Below are 15,877 nucleotides of genomic sequence, written 5' to 3'. Positions count from 1 at the left end.
AAGCACCCCGACGAGGGAGTGAAACAGTTTCTGAAACCGGACGCCTACAAGCAGTCGGAGGAGCCTTGAGCTCTGACGGCGTACCTTTTGTATAATGGGTCAACGACTTGGTCTATCGAGCAAGCTTAAGCCGTTAGGTGTAGGCGTAGCGAAAGCGAGTCTTAACAGGGCGAATAAGTTCGATGGATCAGACCCGAAACCAGATGATCTAGCCATGTGCAGGCTGAAGGTGAGGTAACACTCACTGGAGGGCCGAACCGACACCCGTTGAAAAGGGTCCGGATGACGTGTGGCTAGGGGTGAAAGGCCAATCAAATCTGGAGATAGCTGGTTCTCCGCGAAAGCTATTTAGGTAGCGCGTCGATTGTATTCTCCCGGGGGTAGAGCACTGCATGGATGATGGGGGCCCACAGCCTTACTGAGTCTAAGCAAACTCCGAATACCGGGAAGAACTGATCGGCAGACACACGGCGGGTGCTAACGTCCGTCGTGGAGAGGGAAACAACCCTGACCAACAGCTAAGGCCCCCAATTCATGGCTAAGTGGGAAAGCATGTGAGACTTCCAAAACAACCAGGAGGTTGGCTTAGAAGCAGCCATCCTTTAAAGATAGCGTAACAGCTCACTGGTCTAGTTAAGAGGTCTTGCGGCGAAGATGTAACGGGGCTCAAGCCATGAGCCGAAGCTTTGGATGCACAGTGATGTGCGTGGTAGCGGAGCGTTCTGTGATATAGAACGCTGCCTCCTTATCTCCGTTCTCGGAGTATTGGAGGCAATGTTCTGACTGTGAAGCCGGGCTGTAAGGCATCCGGTGGAGTGATCAGAAGTGAGAATGTTGACATGAGTAGCGACAAACAGGGTGAGAGACCCTGTCGCCGAAAGTCCAAGGGTTCCTGCTTAAAGCTAATCTGAGCAGGGTAAGCCGGCCCCTAAGGCGAGGCCGAAAGGCGTAGTCGATGGGAACCAGGTTAATATTCCTGGGCCATGTGGTGGTGACGGATTGCGAGGGTTGTTCACACTTATTGGATTGTGTGGGCCGCTTAGCAGTTCCTGGAAATAGCCCCACTATCGGACCGTACCCGAAACCGACACAGGTGGACTGGTAGAGAATACCAAGGCGCTTGAGAGAACCACGTTTAAGGAACTCGGCAAAATGCCTCCGTAAGTTCGCGAGAAGGAGGCCCCATTCTCACGCAAGTGAGGGTGGGGGGCACAAACTAGGGGGGTGGCGACTGTTTACTTAAAACACAGGGCTGTGCGAAGCCGTAAGGCGACGTATACAGTCTGACGCCTGCCCGGTGCCGGAAGGTTAAAAGGAGGAGTGCAAGCTCCGAATTGAAGCCCCGGTAAACGGCGGCCGTAACTATAACGGTCCTAAGGTAGCGAAATTCCTTGTCGGGTAAGTTCCGACCTGCACGAATGGCGTAACGATCTCCCCGCTGTCTCAAACGTGGACTCAGCGAAATTGAACTGTGTGTCAAGATGCACACTACCCGCGGTTAGACGGAAAGACCCCATGAACCTTTACTATAGCTTCGCACTGGCATCAGGCATGTGATGTGCAGGATAGGTGGTAGGCTTTGAAACGGGGACGCCAGTCTTCGTGGAGCCATCCTGAGATACCACCCTTCGCCTGCTTGATGTCTAACCGCGGTCCCTTATCGGGATCCGGGACCCTGCGTGGTGGGTAGTTTGACTGGGGCGGTCGCCTCCCAAAGTGTAACGGAGGCGCGCGAAGGTTGGCTCAGACCGGTCGGAAATCGGTCGTTGAGTGCAATGGCAGAAGCCAGCCTGACTGCAAGACTGACAAGTCGAGCAGAGACGAAAGTCGGCCATAGTGATCCGGTGGTCCCGAGTGGAAGGGCCATCGCTCAACGGATAAAAGGTACTCTGGGGATAACAGGCTGATGGTGCCCAAGAGTCCATATCGACGGCACCGTTTGGCACCTCGATGTCGGCTCATCTCATCCTGGGGCTGGAGCAGGTCCCAAGGGTACGGCTGTTCGCCGTTTAAAGAGGTACGTGAGCTGGGTTTAGAACGTCGTGAGACAGTTCGGTCCCTATCTGCCGTGGGTGTAGGATACTTGAGAAGAGTTGCCCCTAGTACGAGAGGACCGGGGTGAACGGACCACTGGTGGACCAGTTATCGTGCCAACGGTAGTGCTGGGTAGCTATGTCCGGACAGGATAACCGCTGAAAGCATCTAAGCGGGAAGCCCCCTTCAAAACTAGGTATCCCTTGAGGGCCGTGGAAGACCACCACGTCGATAGGCTGGAGATGTAAGCGCGGCAACGCGTTCAGTTGACCAGTACTAATTGCCCGATTGGCTTGATTTGATCCGGTAGAAGCCAGACCTCTGGCATCCGATCAAACAGCATGCATTAATTTAGTGTAGAACGCTCCGCGCCAGCGCAATGCTGGAGGCGGCAAGCGCCGCATGACTTGAACTTCATCGCTTCTTCCTCGGTTTGGTGGTCATAGCACGAGCAAAACACCCGGCTCCATTCCGAACCCGGCCGTTAAGTGCCGTCGCGCCAATGGTACTGCGTCTTAAGACGTGGGAGAGTAGGTCACCGCCAAACCTAGAAAGAAGCGATAAAACTTCATCTCTCAAACAACGATGACAAACAAAATCCCGATCGCAAAAACATAAAGCCCTCGGGAAACAAACGCGGGATCGAGCACCCCGCAATCGCTACAAACTCTCCTCGAGAGTTTGCCTAACGCGATCGCCTCGTCAGGCTCATAACCTGACATAAAGGCAAACGCTCAACGGACGCGGGATGGAGCAGCCCGGTAGCTCGTCAGGCTCATAACCTGAAGGTCGTAGGTTCAAATCCTACTCCCGCAACCAAACAAATACCCAGAAATTACAGTCTGATCACGCCCAAAAGGGCGGCTGATGGCGTGCGCGCTGGTTCCGCCGTGGAAGGTAATAGGGTCGAGATCCAAATTCCCCGAAATGGAATTAACAAGCCCATCGATCCCTGTTCGGATGTCGACTGGTTGCGTTGTGACCTGCCACGGGATTTTTCCTCCACCATCGATTAGAGTCCGACCCAACTTGAGGGCGGACGATGAAGCGAACGAGATTCACTGATTGGAAATGGGATCGTGGCCCCATTGGGGCCGCGTAAGCGCATCGGAACCGGATCATTGGTATCCTAGCCGAACACGAGGCAGGCGCGAAGTGCTCGGACCTGTGCCGCAAGCACGGCATGTCGGAAGGGACTTTCTATAACTGGAAGGCGAAGTTCGGCGGCATGACGGTTCCGGAGGCAAAGCGGCTGAAGACGCTCGAAGACGAGAACGCCAAGCTGAAGAAGCTGCTGGCCGAGCAGATTCTGGACTTGGCGGCTATGAAGGAACTGGTTTCAAAAAAGTGGTGACGACGAGCCATGTCACGCCATTGGTCTGAGTGACTGTCAATCGGCACGCAATTTTGCCCCCCAATCGGCGCCCAAAATTGACCCCCTTTGGCACGACGAGAGCTGGCCCGATGCGGTGTAGCTATCACACCGCGCAGCCGTATCGGGCCAGCGGGTCTTCGGTCATTCGCGGGTCTTGAAGCGCCAGCTCTCATTGCCGGTTTCGACGATATCGCAATGGTGGGTAAGTCGGTCGAGGAGCGCGGTCGTCATCTTCGCATCGCCGAAGACCGAGGGCCACTCTCCGAAGTCGAGGTTGGTCGTCACGATAATCGAGGTGCGCTCGTAGAGGCGGCTTATGAGATGGAAGAGGAGCTGCCCGCCGGTCTGAGCGAATGGTAGGTAGCCCAACTCGTCGAGGATCAGGAAGTCGAGGCGGCAGAGCAGATCGGCAGTGCACCCTGGCGATCGGCGCGGGCCTCGGCATCGAGCTTGTTCACCAAGTCCACAACATTGAAGAACCGGCCGCGCTTGCCACGTCTTATGCAGGCTCGTGCAATACTGACGGCGAGATGCGACTTTCCGGTCCCAGTGCCGCCGATCAGCACGACGTTGCGCTGTTGATCGAGGAAGTCACCTGTTGCGAGGTCGCGCACCAGCGTCTCGTTCACCGGCGTGTCCTCAAAGGTGAACTCGTCGATTTCCTTTGCCAAAGGCAGTCGGGCGATGGTCAGCTGATACTTGATCGAGCGTGCCGTTCGGCGTGGCCTCGAACCAGTGGCGACTCACGCCTCACCTCGCTGATTTGGGCGTTCAACAGATCACCGACGATCTGCTGTGGCTCGTGCTGCCGCTTCACGGCCGTGGTGATGATCTCATCGTAAGCGGCCTTCATTCCATAGAGCTTCAGCTGGCCCATCGCGTCCAGCACCTGTGATCTTTCCATGGTTTGGTCTCCTCAGACTGTCGTAGCGTTTGCAGTCGGCCACTGGTTCGCAGGTCAGACGCAGCGCATCCGGTGTGGTGATTGTCAGTGGCGGTGGTGGTTCACGATGCCGGGCCAAGATGTTCAGCACGACGGCCGCTGCCGGAGCCCCTTCCATCAGCGCCTCCGAACAGGCAGCTTCCACCGCGTCCAACCCATCGGTGGGGATCATGCTCAGGATCTGGACCATCTGACGATCACCGTTCGGCACCTTCCCGAGCTTGCGCTGAACACGCTTTATCGCGGGCGGCAGCTCCCAGTCCTTGAAGGGCGCGGCGTTGCGCAAGGCGCCCGGTTTGCGCGCAAGAACAGGGATGTAGTGCAGAGGGTTGTAGACGTCCTTGTTGCGTCCGAAGGCGCGCTCGTGCTGGCCAACGACCTTGCCGTCTTGCCAGAACTCGATGCGCTCGGCATAGGCGCGGATCTCGACCGGTCGTCCGACGGCGCGTGCGTCGACTGAGTATCGATTATTGTCGAACCGCACGAGGCAGGTCTTGGACAGCGAGACCTTGTTCGCCATTGGTTCGAGAACAATGGTCGAGCGGCAGGCACGGCGTGAAAGCCATCGAACGGGCCGACATAGGGCTCGAGGCTCTCGCGCTCGGCCTGAAATGCGTCCCAGTTCGTCTGGTCCCTGAGCTCCTGATGGAGATTGGCCTTTGCCCAGGCCACGCAGCGATCTTCAAGCACGCGCCATTGTCACTCGGACCAATGGCGCAACAAGGCGGGTTATTGAACTCGGCGTAGCTTTTGAACTTGGGCCGTGGGACGAAGAACCGCCGCCGCACGACCCCGACCTGGTTCTCGACCTGTCCTTTCTCCCAGCTCGAGGCCGGGGTGCTGGCAACTGGATCGACCAGGTAATGCCCGCACATCTGTTGAAAGCGTCGATTGTAGGCGCGATCGCGGCCGACGAAGATCGTGTCCACCGCCGGCTTCGCGTCCATTGTCCTCGGACCAATGGCGGACAATTCCCGCTGTCGTAGATCCCGCGTGTGCAGGTCCCGCCGAAGAAGGCGAAAGCCTTGTCGTGGGCGTCGAAGACCATCTGCCTCACGTCTCGCGAGGATAGGCCCGGACGAATAGCATCCGGCTGTGACACAGGCGAACGTGGGCAACCTTTACCGTGGTCGTCACCCCGTCGATCACCACACAATCTCATGGCTCCAGTCAAACTGGTAGGCCTCGCCCGGGGCGAAGGTCAGCGGGACATACGCGGCAGCCGACGACTCCCGTTCCTCCCTGTTCCACGAAGCGGCGTAGCGTCGGACGGCATCATAGCCGCCGTCGTAACCGCGGGCGCGCAGTTCCTCGAAGATCCGGATGAGGGTCAGCCGTTCACGCTTCGGCTTTCGGGTGTTAGCCGCCAGCATGTCATTGAGCTTACTCGTCCAGGGCCGATCTTCGGTAGCGGCTGGATCGTGCGCTCGTAGGTCAGTTCGGTTGCCCCTGACCGGATTACCTTGCGCACCGTATTCCGCGAGGCCCGCAGCTCTCGGCAAATCTGCTTGATCGACTTGTTCGGCATTGGCCTCGGACCAGTGGCAGCTCAATGCCTCAATCCTGAAAATACGCCCGCCGGATCTTCGCAATCGTCTCTACAACCAACATCCCACACTGTGCACCCCGATGACCTCGGGAGCACCATCCACATCAGTGTAAAGGGGGGGGGGGGCACTTTTCGATGCCGATTACCCCGCTACGGGGTCAAAATTGCATGCCTGTTCACATATATGGATGCGGGTTTATCTGTAATAAAACGGAATAGGCGGATTTCTGAAATATCTAGAAATGACGCAAGGCAGTTCTTAAAAGATGCTCTTCTTCAGTAATGTATTCGACGGGGTACACTGGACAAAGCAGAATTGCGCGGATGAGGTTGGAGTATGAAAAAAAATCTCATATCAAGACAAGTCAGTTCGGTGGCGGGCTTCTTGTTTTGCAGAAAACGGAGAGAAATATAGAGCTACTAGAAGAATGGTCGCGGATTGCGATTAAGGGTAACTATCATTTTTCAGATGATAGCCCTTCCAAGGCACAGAAGCATCCAGATTTTTCTGAACATCGGAATGATCAAAGTATCTCAGGCCTTCTGGGAAAAGATCGTGGGGCGGAGACATCAAATCATGAGGTTCAAGGCTAGCATGGGAGCTTCGAAGGTATGAAATATATTTTGCCGGCTTGGGCAGCTCGATTGCGGAATTAGGGCGCGGCTTGTCCCGAGAGAAGGTGCTAGTTTTTTGGTTTATATAAATTTTTTTATTTTGCATTTGGTGTTTTTTCTTGTTTTGGGGTGTCGGGGCTTTTTCGGTGATCCGCTAGGTTCTATTATGAATCTTTCTCAGGAAATCCATCAGAGAAACTCTTTTGCAACCCGCCTCCTAATTTTTCTGGTCTCTCGAAAAGCTTTTCGATTCCACCATTGAAGTTGGATAAGCGAAAGGCTCCTTCTAATCATATCGGTACCTTTGTTTTGCTCGCCGATTATTTTTTTGCGAGAATGTAGGTTTTGGAACGACGGCATGTCGCAATTTGTAAATAGTATGTCGAGCGTGTCGGGCGCGGCGCGGATTGCTACGACCAATTTTGCGAATCCTGAAAACTTCCAGCGCGGATGAGTTCTGTCAAGTTGCGTGAAAAAAAAATTCCGCGCTCGCGCCATTGCGATTATCTCGGTAAGCAGATCAAGGTTGGCCGCATGACGATCCGCTAGTTCCGTGTCGTGGAGCGGCTGGCCTTTCGTGTCAGGTGGTTCAGCGATCGAGATAACCTCGACGCGCTTACCTAAAAGGCGTGGCGCGGTTTCTTTCACCTCTGCACTGTCAGTGCAGACTAGCAATTTCCGCCCTGCGAAAATCGGAGAAATGCGCTGCAAAAAGCCTTCAAAATCTGTGCGATAATCGGAGTGGCGTATGTGGATGGCATCGTAATCCCTTCCCAATGTCGAAAGCCGTGCAGCGACTTCTGTAGCGACCTCAGAGCGTAGCGAGACCCTTCGCAGGAAGCGGAGCGACTCTATGCCGCCGCCCGCGCGCTCCTGAACAATTAGTGTTTCGGGGTGATCTCGTTCAAGATCAACGCTAGTGAGGGCCTTGGTTTGCGTGTCGCGATGCAAGCAGGTTTCATCGTCATAGGTGGTCTGATAGCTGGTGATCCTATGCGTAAGTTCCGCGGGTCGCACCGACTTTAAAGTATCGAGCGCTACGCCAACTTCGCGAGACCACATGATTACCGGACAGCCAAAGTTGGGCCGAGTTACAAAAAGCGTTTCAAAGCCGGCTTTGAGGCCCGATCGGCTGGTATCGATTATGAGCGTCCGGCCAAAGCGTTCCGCGTGACGCCGCGCCGCGTCCAGTTGCACCAAGCAATCGTTGAAGCCGCCGCAGGGGCGGGCGAGCAAATATCGTTTTCCGGCGTCGATCAAGACAGACGCCTCGTTATCAACTTTATCCATTTCTTTTTCCAATATCTGCTCGCAAGGTATTTCCGCCCATATTTTAAATTTCGCTTTTGTCTCTTGGTCAACGTGTTTCGCCTGCCACCAAGCGATGACGCGACTTGTTCTGCCGTCGGGTGATCGACGAGGCGAGGCACTGTACAATACGGGCCGAGCGGACGTAAGTCACATGGCCAGTCTGCGGGAGACCGCAAAGGTAAAGCCTGCTCTAAAATGAATGAAGCAGCTTGCTGGTTAATCGCATAGCCAGTCGCAAGGAAGGCATTGCTATGCAAACGCCAGAGCGTACAGCTCTCAATTCCTATCGTGGTTGCGCCCATTCGTCGCACACGTGCGTTAAGATGGTCGAGTTGGATGAGCGGAGCGTGCTCGTAGCCTCTCTCCGTCAAGAATAGCGCGAAAGCGCTTCCAAGAATGGCATCATCTTCAAGGACGATTGCACCAGGAAGTTTTTCTTCGATGATTTTCCGATAAACTGCGAGATGTGAGAGAGCACAGGCATATTCACCATCGCTCATCGGGCGGCCAAAATATAGCTCGGTGCCGGGGCGATCGACCTGGCTTTCGTAAGCTGCTGGCAATCCGGAGCGGCCATCGATTGCGTCGAAGAATTGGAAGGACAAACCAAGCGCTTCGAGCTGCTTCGAGACCATTGCCCTCCGCTCGGCGGCATCCTGGAGGGAGATGACCAAGATAGGCCAGTCAGATTCATTTTCTTTGGACATTGTTCAGGTTTCCCAGATCAGGTCTGCGAAGGTAGCATAGACATACCGATTTGTTCGACGATATCTACGTTCTTGCAGGGGCGGTGAGGGGCATCAATGTTGCGGCGGGCGCCACGAAACGACTTTCCTACTCGAACCTTTTTTGCGCCCGGCGTTTCCAGAGCAGCAGCCCAGTCAGCTTCCCAAATCGGCCTCGTCTGATCAGTGAATTGCGCACGCGGCCATCGATGCGGATCGTAGTGCTGCTCAACATCTTCGAACATGTGCTATACGCTTCCTTTGCGGTCTCGAAATCGGCGCTGCGCACGAGTTGTTTGAAGAGAACGCGCAGATGGCGCCCCATGAAATAGTAGAACGCGCTTCTAAATCCGCGTGAGAGGCGACCGCCTTCCTTCTCGAACTCACCAGCGAGCGTAACCAGCGCGAAGCACTTATCTTCGGTATTCTCTATTGCTCTCGATCCGATCAGACTACCATGGTGCTTTCGATGGAAGATCCAAGCTTCCTTCACATGGAAGAAACTCGCCGCACGCAATGCGAGCAACGGCATGACAAGGAGATCTTCGTAGATCCTACCTACCGGAAAGGTCAAAGTGTCCGCATATAGCGATCGCCGGTGTATTTTCGACCAAGGATGAAGAGCGCCAGTTTCGAAGAGCCCGGAAAGCGCCGTCGAGCAATCTTCGATAAGGACATTGGAGGGGCCGTTGAACGTCGATTTGCGGGCCTTTTTCGAGAGACCGGTCGGCTCATTCGAAAAGGTTGCGTAGTCGCACATAATATAGTCGGGTTTGATACGATGCATGATATCGAGAAGATCGATCATAACCCCGGGCGCCATTAAATCATCGGCATCGATATACCAAATATATTCGCCCTTCGCATGTGCGATCAGACTGTTTCTGGCTGCGCTTACACCCCGGGAATTGTCATGCTCTATGACTGAGACCGTATCTGGAAAACAGAACCGAAATTCGTCAATTATCTTTCTCGAGCCGTCTGTAGAGGCATCATCGAGAACGATTAGTTCTATCCCAGCCGCCGCATTTTCGGAAAGCTCGCCTATATTCGACAATACGCTCCCGAGACATTCTGCGAGGTATGGCTCCGCATTATGGGTTGGTATGAGAATGCTTAACCATTTTAGCTGCTGTTCTACTACCTCAGCTGAGGAATTGGACGACACTTCCGTCACGCGCGCTCCTTCCGGCAGGACTTGGCGAATGAGGGCTTCTTGGTGTTGAGCACGCTCATTGAAATAAAGAGGCCAGCTTCAAGGGTAAGCGCCTGATGCCCCTTACAGGCTTCCCGAGCGTATAGAAAAGTTCAGGATTTTGCGTCACGACGCCGCTCATGATCGTTTCTTCATCGTGAACATACCCGTCTCCCGCTTTCTTTGCGAGCTCTTCCAGAAAAAGGGCGTTCACCTTCGGCCAGAGCTCGATGGAAGCAGCAAGAAAGCTTGCGTTGAGTGGCAAGGGGGCGCCATGGAAAAACATTGGGCTTGCATAGTGCCCGACACGATTATGTGGCCAAGTCTGCCGCATGAAATTCCAGTTCGTCCGGCTGCCTTTGAATTTCGCAATTGAGGCGTCGACCCAAGCGACGCTTTTTACGCCTGCAGGCGCGGAACTAGACAAGTCGGCAAGAAGAGGAAGCTTAGATGTCCAAATCGTCACCATAGACCGGAACGCGTCCGCACCAGACAGCAAGTAATCGCGTTTCAAATGCATCGACATCTTTTCGCGCGCGGGCATCTCTTCATGGTGCTTGCCCTCCGATACTAAGCGTTCACAGGTTGAGATTATCGGCAAGACGGCATCGTACGTCGGAAGGTCTGATATGCGAATTCTACTTTTGGAAACTTCGACGTCGTTTCTTTCAGCTTCCGCCACGAAGCTTTCGCCAATCTCTTCTCCATCGTAGAAAAGGTGCAAGCGTTTTCCACGCAGAAGCTTCATAGATTCGGGTAATAATCTCTTATAATGATCCGAATTTCGTTTCTGGTTGTTTTCAATTGGCCAGAAGCCCATGCAATACAGTGCTTCGGTTTTTTTTATATTTTCTGGCATCTTCACCTCGCCCAACAAAGACGGAGCAATATATCGAAATTCGGCTGCGCTGTGTGGAGCTGGAGAGGCTGACCCGCGTTTGATTTGAGTAACTTCATTTGCATCTCACCTGAGGAACCCAACTTGCTGATCTTTGACGCGCTATTTGCGTTTCATCTCTGTTTCCTTTTACTCCCGTGCATAGACATCCTCATAGCGGATGATGTCGTCTTCTCCGAGATAGCTGCCGGTTTGCACTTCGATCAGCGTCAGCGGAACTTTCCCCGGGTTTTCCATGCGATGGACGGCACCGAGCGGGATGTAGACGGATTGGTTCTCGGTCACGAGTTTCACCTCGTCATCAATGGTCACCTTAGCGGTGCCCTCGACAACGATCCAGTGCTCAGCGCGGTGGTGATGGCTTTGCAGGCTCAGTGCCGCGCCGGGGTGGACGTGGATCCGCTTCACCTGGAAGCGCTGACCGACCACGAGGCTCTCATACCACCCCCAGGGACGGAAATCCCGGGGCAGGGTCTCGGCCTGAGCCGCCCCCTTGGCCTTTAGCTCGATTACAGCCTTTTTCACGTCCTGTGCGCGATCCTTATGGGCGACGAGCACGGCATCGGGCATGGCGACCGCGATGATATTTTCGAGCCCGATCCCGACCAGTTCCTGAGCGCTATCCGTTGAATGCAGGAGTGTATCGCGACAGTCGACCGCGGTGGCGGGACCGGTCGCTACGATGCCGTGCTCGTTCGGGTTCTGCTCGCGCCAGACCGCCTGCCAGTCGCCCAAGTCCTGACCTGCCACTGAACTTTCATCCAGCCGCGACCGGAGCCCGGTTGGTGTTTACGCCGATCGGCGCAGGTTGAGCAATCGCCCGACGCGCGGAGCTATCATCTCGCGCAGCGGGGCGGGCGATTGCGGTGGTCAGGGCCCGCGCGTAGTCAGCCGGTGTCTGGTAGTCCAAGGCCGAGTGCGGGCGTTCGGTATTGTAGTCGGCAGCCCAGGCGGCGATCACGATCCGCGCGTGGGCCAGGTTTCGGAACATGGTCTCGTTGAGCAGCTCGTCCCGCATCCGCCCGTTGAAGCTCTCCACGAAGCCGTTCTGCATCGGCTTGCCCGGGGCGATGTAGTGCCACTCGATCCGGTGCGCGGTAGCGAAGGTTAAGATTGCGTTACTGGTCAGTTCGGTGCCGTTGTCAGAGACGATCATCCCCGGCTTTCCGCGGCGCTCGATCAGGGCAGTCAGTTCACGAGCCACACGGCGCCCCGAGATCGAGGTGTCCGGGATCGCCGCGAGGCACTCCCGGGTGACATCGTCGACCACGTTGAGCACCCGGAAACGCTGACCGTTGGCGAACTGGTCGTGAACGAAATCCAGCGACCAGCGGGCATTGGGACGCGCCGCGACCAAGATCGGGGCCCGTGTTCCGACCGCCTTACGCCTGGCCTTCCTTTTGCGCACCGTCAGGCCTTCTTCGCGGTAGAGCCGATAGATCCGGTTGATCCCGGATGGCTCGCCCTCGCGGCGCAGCAGCACGAAGAGCCGCCGATAGCCGAACCGTCTGCGTTCGTTGGCCAGTTCGCGCAGACGGCCACGCAGCTCCGTATCCGGAGCTCGCTGCGCCTGATAGCGGACCATCTTGCGATCCGCCCCGGCAATCCGGCACGCCCGCCGCTCCGAGAGCCCGAGCAGGGACCTCAGATGCGCGACCGCCTCGCGCTTCACGGCAGGCGTCACCACTTTTTTGAAACCAGTTCCTTCATCGCCGCCAAGTCCAGCATCTGCTCGGCCAGCAGCTTCTTCAGCTTGGCGTTCTCGTCTTCGAGCGTCTTCAGCCGCTTTGCCTCCGGCACCGTCATGCCGCCGAACTTCGCCTTCCAGTTATAGAAGGTCCCTTCCGACATGCCGTGCTTGCGGCACAGGTCCGCGCACTTCGCGCCTGCCTCGTGCTCGGCCAGGATGCCGATGATCTGCTCGTCCGTGAATCTCGTTCGCTTCATTGTCCGTCCTCAAGTTGGGTCGGACTCTAATCGATGGTGGAGGAAAAATCCCGTGGCAGGTCAGTCCGACCACGCGCCGCCATAGGGCACGACGGTCAGGTTGTCCGCGCGTTCCATCACCGCGTAGTCGATCGAGATATCCTCGAGTTGCGCCCAGGGCTCGGGCGCGAGCCGGGTGAAGCCCAGATCGCGTTCGGCGGCGGTGACGGCAGCCTTGGCCTGCGCGAGCGTCTCGGGCGCGTGTTTTGCGAAGGCGTCGAGGATCGCCGAGGTCGAGAACAGGAAGATACCTGCATTCCATAGATGCATACCGCCATAGAGCAGCGCCTCGGCTTTGGCCAGGTCAGGCTTCTCGACGAAGGATCTCAGCGGCTGTGGGGTTGCGGAGAACTCCGAGTCCGGGGCTTCGCTCAGTTCCAGCCAGCCATAGCCGGTCTCAGGGCGATCAGGACGAATGCCGAAGGTGACCAGCTGTCCGGCTTCAGCTGCCCGGGCGGCAGCCTCGACCGCCGCGCGGAAGCGCGCAGGATCTGGGATGACGTGATCGGAGGGCGCCACGAGCATCAGCGCGCCCGGCTCGCGCGCTTCGAGCACGAGAGCGCCTGCGCAGATCGCCGCGGCGGTATTGCGAGCGGAGGGCTCGATCAGGATGTCGGCGGGGGCGATTTCGAGCGCGGCCAGTTGCTCGATCACCACGAAGCGGAAATCTGCGCCTGTGATTACCGAGGGAGCGGCGAAGCCGTCGCCCGCGAGCCGCTTGGCCGAGGCCTGGAACAAGCTCTCTTCCCCCATCAGATTGACGAATTGTTTGGGGTAGCTCTTGCGCGAGAGCGGCCAGAGCCGCGTGCCCGAACCGCCGCAGAGGAGGACGGGGTGGATCGTCTTGCTCATGAATTCCCTCTCAGGTTCTGGCAGTGTCGTAGTTCGCGAGGAACCAGCGATAGGTGTCGGTGATCCCGCCTTCGAGTTCGATACGCGCCTGCCAGCCCATCGCTTTCAGGCGGCTGACATCCATCAGCTTGCGCATTGTGCCATCGGGCTTGGAGGTGTCGGTCGTGATCCGCCCTTCGAAACCGGTCACCTTCGCGACCATCTGCGCCAGCTCCAGGATCGAGATGTCGCTCCCCGAGCCTACATTGATATGGCTCAGCATCGGATCGGTATTCGCGTCGTAGGCGCCCTTGGGCAGGTCGAGCACGAAGAGCGAGGCCTCGGCCATATCGTCGACATGGAGAAACTCGCGTCGCGGCGCGCCGGTGCCCCAGATCGTGACCTCTTCCAGCCCGTCGCGCGCCGCTTCGTGGAAGCGCCGGATGAGGGCAGGGAGCACGTGGCTGTTCTCCGGGTGGAAGTTGTCGCCCGGCCCGTAGAGGTTCGTGGGCATCACCGAGCGGTAATCCACGCCATGCTGGCGGTTGTAGCTCTCGCAGAGCTTGATCCCGGCGATCTTCGCGATCGCGTAGGGCTCGTTCGTGGGCTCCAAGGGCCCGGTCAGTAGCGCGTCCTCCGCCATCGGCTGCGGGGCGGCTTTCGGATAGATGCAAGATGAGCCAAGCTGCAGGAGTTTCGTGACCCCGGCGGCGAAGGCCTGGTGGATCACGTTGGCCTCAATCATGAGGTTCTCGTAGATGAACTCGGCCGGATAGGTGTTGTTCGCGTGGATTCCGCCGACTTTGGCGGCCGCGAGGATCACCACGTCGGGTTTCTCCGCCTGCATGAAGTCGCGCACCGCCGCCTGATCGGTCAGGTCGAGTTCAGAATGCCTGCGAGTGATCAACTCCAGCGCCTCGCCCTTGCCCTTGCGTGCCTTCAGCTGGCGCAGGATCGCGCCGCCCACCATCCCGCGATGGCCTGCGATGTAGATCTTGGTCATCGTCTCTGCCTCAGCCCTCAAGCGAGACCGGCAGGTCCAGCCCGTGTTCCTTCAGGAGTGCATAGCGCCGCGCTGCCTTGTGGTCCTCGGCGACCATCTCGGCACACATTTCCTGTGCGGTGATCTCGGGCACCCAACCGAGCTTCTCCTTGGCTTTGGTCGGGTCACCCAGCAGCGTGTCCACCTCGGCGGGACGGAAGTAACGCGGATCGATCCGCATGACGACATCGCCGACCTTCAGCGCGGGCGCTTTGTCACCCTCGATGGCTGCGACCGTGGCGATCTCCTCGGTGCCGCAACCCGAGAATTCCAGCTCGATCCCTAATTCGCGCGCGCTCCAGGTGATGAATTCTCGCACGGAATACTGTTTTCCGGTGGCAATCACGAAGTCTTCGGGCGTCTCCTGCTGCAGCATCATCCACTGCATCCGGACGTAATCCTTCGCGTGGCCCCAGTCGCGCAAACTGTCGATATTGCCCATATAGAGGCAGGGCTCGAGCCCCATCGCGATGTTCGACAGGCCGCGGGTGATCTTGCGGGTGACGAAGGTTTCGCCGCGGCGTGGGGACTCGTGGTTGAACAGGATCCCGTTGCAGGCATACATCCCGTAGGCCTCGCGGTAGTTCACCGCGATCCAGTAGGCGTAGAGCTTGGCGACCGCGTAAGGCGAGCGCGGGTGGAAGGGGGTCGTCTCCTTCTGCGGTGTTTCCTGGACGAGGCCGTAGAGTTCGGAGGTCGAGGCCTGATAGAACCGAGTCTTCTTCTCGAGCCCAAGGAACCGGATTGCTTCAAGCAAGCGTAGCGTGCCGATAGCATCGACATCAGCCGTGTATTCCGGTGCCTCAAAAGAGACGGCGACATGGGACTGGGCGCCTAAGTTGTAAACTTCGTCGGGTTCAATGTCTCGGATCAAGCGTGTGAGGTTCGACGTGTCCGATAGATCGCCGTAATGCAGCTTCATCTGGGCGTGGTTACTGTGCGGATCCTCGTAAATATGGTCGATCCGCTGCGTGTTGAACAACGAAGCCCGGCGCTTGATGCCGTGAACCTCGTAGCCTTTTTTCAGGAGAAGTTCTGCCAAGTACGAGCCGTCTTGACCGGTGATGCCTGTAATCAATGCGCGCTTCATTTATATTTCCGTATCCATTTTTGCGTCGCTGAGCTTGCTCAGTTCATACACCGAAAACTGCGAAGAGTGATAGGTCTTCGAGAAGTTCGCGGGGACCGCCTAAGGTCTATCATGATGGCGGAAGCTGATCCGCTGTGGAAAACCCGGAACGGATCATCTAGCAAATCAACAGCGACTGCGCGTCTTGCTGCAACAGTTATAGAGTTTGAAGAGGCTCGGGGCCGAGAGGCCTCTCAACGATTTCGTGTGCTAGATGAGGTTCCGCGATGATCGCGTCGAGCGC

At 57.0% G+C, this 15,877-nt stretch carries 7 protein-coding genes, 1 tRNA gene, 2 rRNA genes and 5 pseudogenes (1 of these 15 cut by a window edge); 4 read left to right on the top strand and 11 right to left on the bottom strand.

Annotated features, from left to right (window positions below; genetic code table 11):
* The 4 genes and pseudogenes from AKL02_RS12390 to AKL02_RS12375 all read left to right on the top strand — a co-directional run.
* A 23S ribosomal RNA gene (locus AKL02_RS12390) occupies positions 1 to 2,335 on the top strand; it begins 498 nt to the left of the window's first position.
* A 131-nt stretch (positions 2,336 to 2,466) separates the two neighbouring features.
* A 5S ribosomal RNA gene (rrf, locus tag AKL02_RS12385) occupies positions 2,467 to 2,581 on the top strand.
* 195 nt (positions 2,582 to 2,776) lie between these two features.
* A tRNA-Met gene (locus AKL02_RS12380) sits at positions 2,777 to 2,853 on the top strand.
* A 298-nt stretch (positions 2,854 to 3,151) separates the two neighbouring features.
* Positions 3,152 to 3,382: pseudogene (locus AKL02_RS12375) on the top strand (transposase); the annotation flags it as partial.
* A 168-nt stretch (positions 3,383 to 3,550) separates the two neighbouring features.
* Here AKL02_RS12375 and istB read toward each other — a convergent pair.
* The 11 genes and pseudogenes from istB to gmd form a co-directional block, all read right to left on the bottom strand.
* Positions 3,551 to 4,313: pseudogene (istB, locus tag AKL02_RS12370) on the bottom strand (IS21-like element helper ATPase IstB).
* Positions 4,243 to 5,963 (bottom strand): annotated as a pseudogene (istA, locus tag AKL02_RS12365) (IS21 family transposase). Before istA ends, istB begins: the two co-directional pseudogenes overlap by 71 nt.
* A 742-nt stretch (positions 5,964 to 6,705) precedes the next feature.
* Positions 6,706 to 7,818, bottom strand: coding sequence for an O-fucosyltransferase family protein (locus AKL02_RS12360; RefSeq protein WP_165757069.1), 1,113 nt, complete (start codon positions 7,816 to 7,818; stop codon positions 6,706 to 6,708).
* Positions 7,773 to 8,534, bottom strand: coding sequence for a glycosyltransferase family 25 protein (locus AKL02_RS12355; protein ID WP_083080402.1), 762 nt, complete (start codon positions 8,532 to 8,534; stop codon positions 7,773 to 7,775). The genes AKL02_RS12360 and AKL02_RS12355 overlap by 46 nt, the downstream gene beginning before the upstream one ends.
* 127 nt (positions 8,535 to 8,661) lie before the next feature.
* Positions 8,662 to 9,729 (bottom strand): glycosyltransferase family 2 protein, encoded by a 1,068-nt coding sequence (locus AKL02_RS12350; RefSeq protein WP_165757070.1) that lies wholly within the window; start codon positions 9,727 to 9,729, stop codon positions 8,662 to 8,664.
* Positions 9,730 to 9,784: 55 nt separating this feature from the next.
* On the bottom strand, positions 9,785 to 10,606 hold the full coding sequence (locus tag AKL02_RS12345; RefSeq protein WP_133052025.1) for a hypothetical protein: 822 nt from the start codon (positions 10,604 to 10,606) through the stop codon (positions 9,785 to 9,787).
* A 168-nt stretch (positions 10,607 to 10,774) separates the two neighbouring features.
* Positions 10,775 to 11,392, bottom strand: a pseudogene (locus AKL02_RS12340) (cupin domain-containing protein); the annotation flags it as partial.
* A 10-nt stretch (positions 11,393 to 11,402) separates the two neighbouring features.
* Positions 11,403 to 12,592 (bottom strand): IS3 family transposase gene (locus tag AKL02_RS12335; RefSeq protein WP_108722461.1). Its coding sequence is split into 2 segments (ribosomal slippage): positions 11,403 to 12,340 and positions 12,340 to 12,592, totalling 1,191 coding nucleotides; the frame shifts between segments, so codons are not numbered across the junction.
* Positions 12,593 to 12,655: 63 nt separating this feature from the next.
* A pseudogene (locus tag AKL02_RS12330) lies at positions 12,656 to 13,483 on the bottom strand (mannose-1-phosphate guanylyltransferase); the annotation flags it as partial.
* Positions 13,484 to 13,493: 10 nt separating this feature from the next.
* On the bottom strand, positions 13,494 to 14,465 hold the full coding sequence (gene fcl, locus AKL02_RS12325; RefSeq protein WP_083077535.1) for a GDP-L-fucose synthase: 972 nt from the start codon (positions 14,463 to 14,465) through the stop codon (positions 13,494 to 13,496).
* 10 nt (positions 14,466 to 14,475) lie between these two features.
* Positions 14,476 to 15,594, bottom strand: a complete 1,119-nt coding sequence (gene gmd / locus AKL02_RS12320) for a GDP-mannose 4,6-dehydratase (RefSeq protein ID WP_083077533.1) — start codon at positions 15,592 to 15,594, stop codon at positions 14,476 to 14,478.
* Positions 15,595 to 15,877: the final 283 nt, after the last annotated feature.

The sequence above is a fragment of the Thioclava electrotropha genome, assembly GCF_002085925.2.
Taxonomy (GTDB): Bacteria; Pseudomonadota; Alphaproteobacteria; order Rhodobacterales; family Rhodobacteraceae; genus Thioclava; species Thioclava electrotropha.
This window is presented reverse-complemented; position numbering and strand designations above follow the sequence as displayed.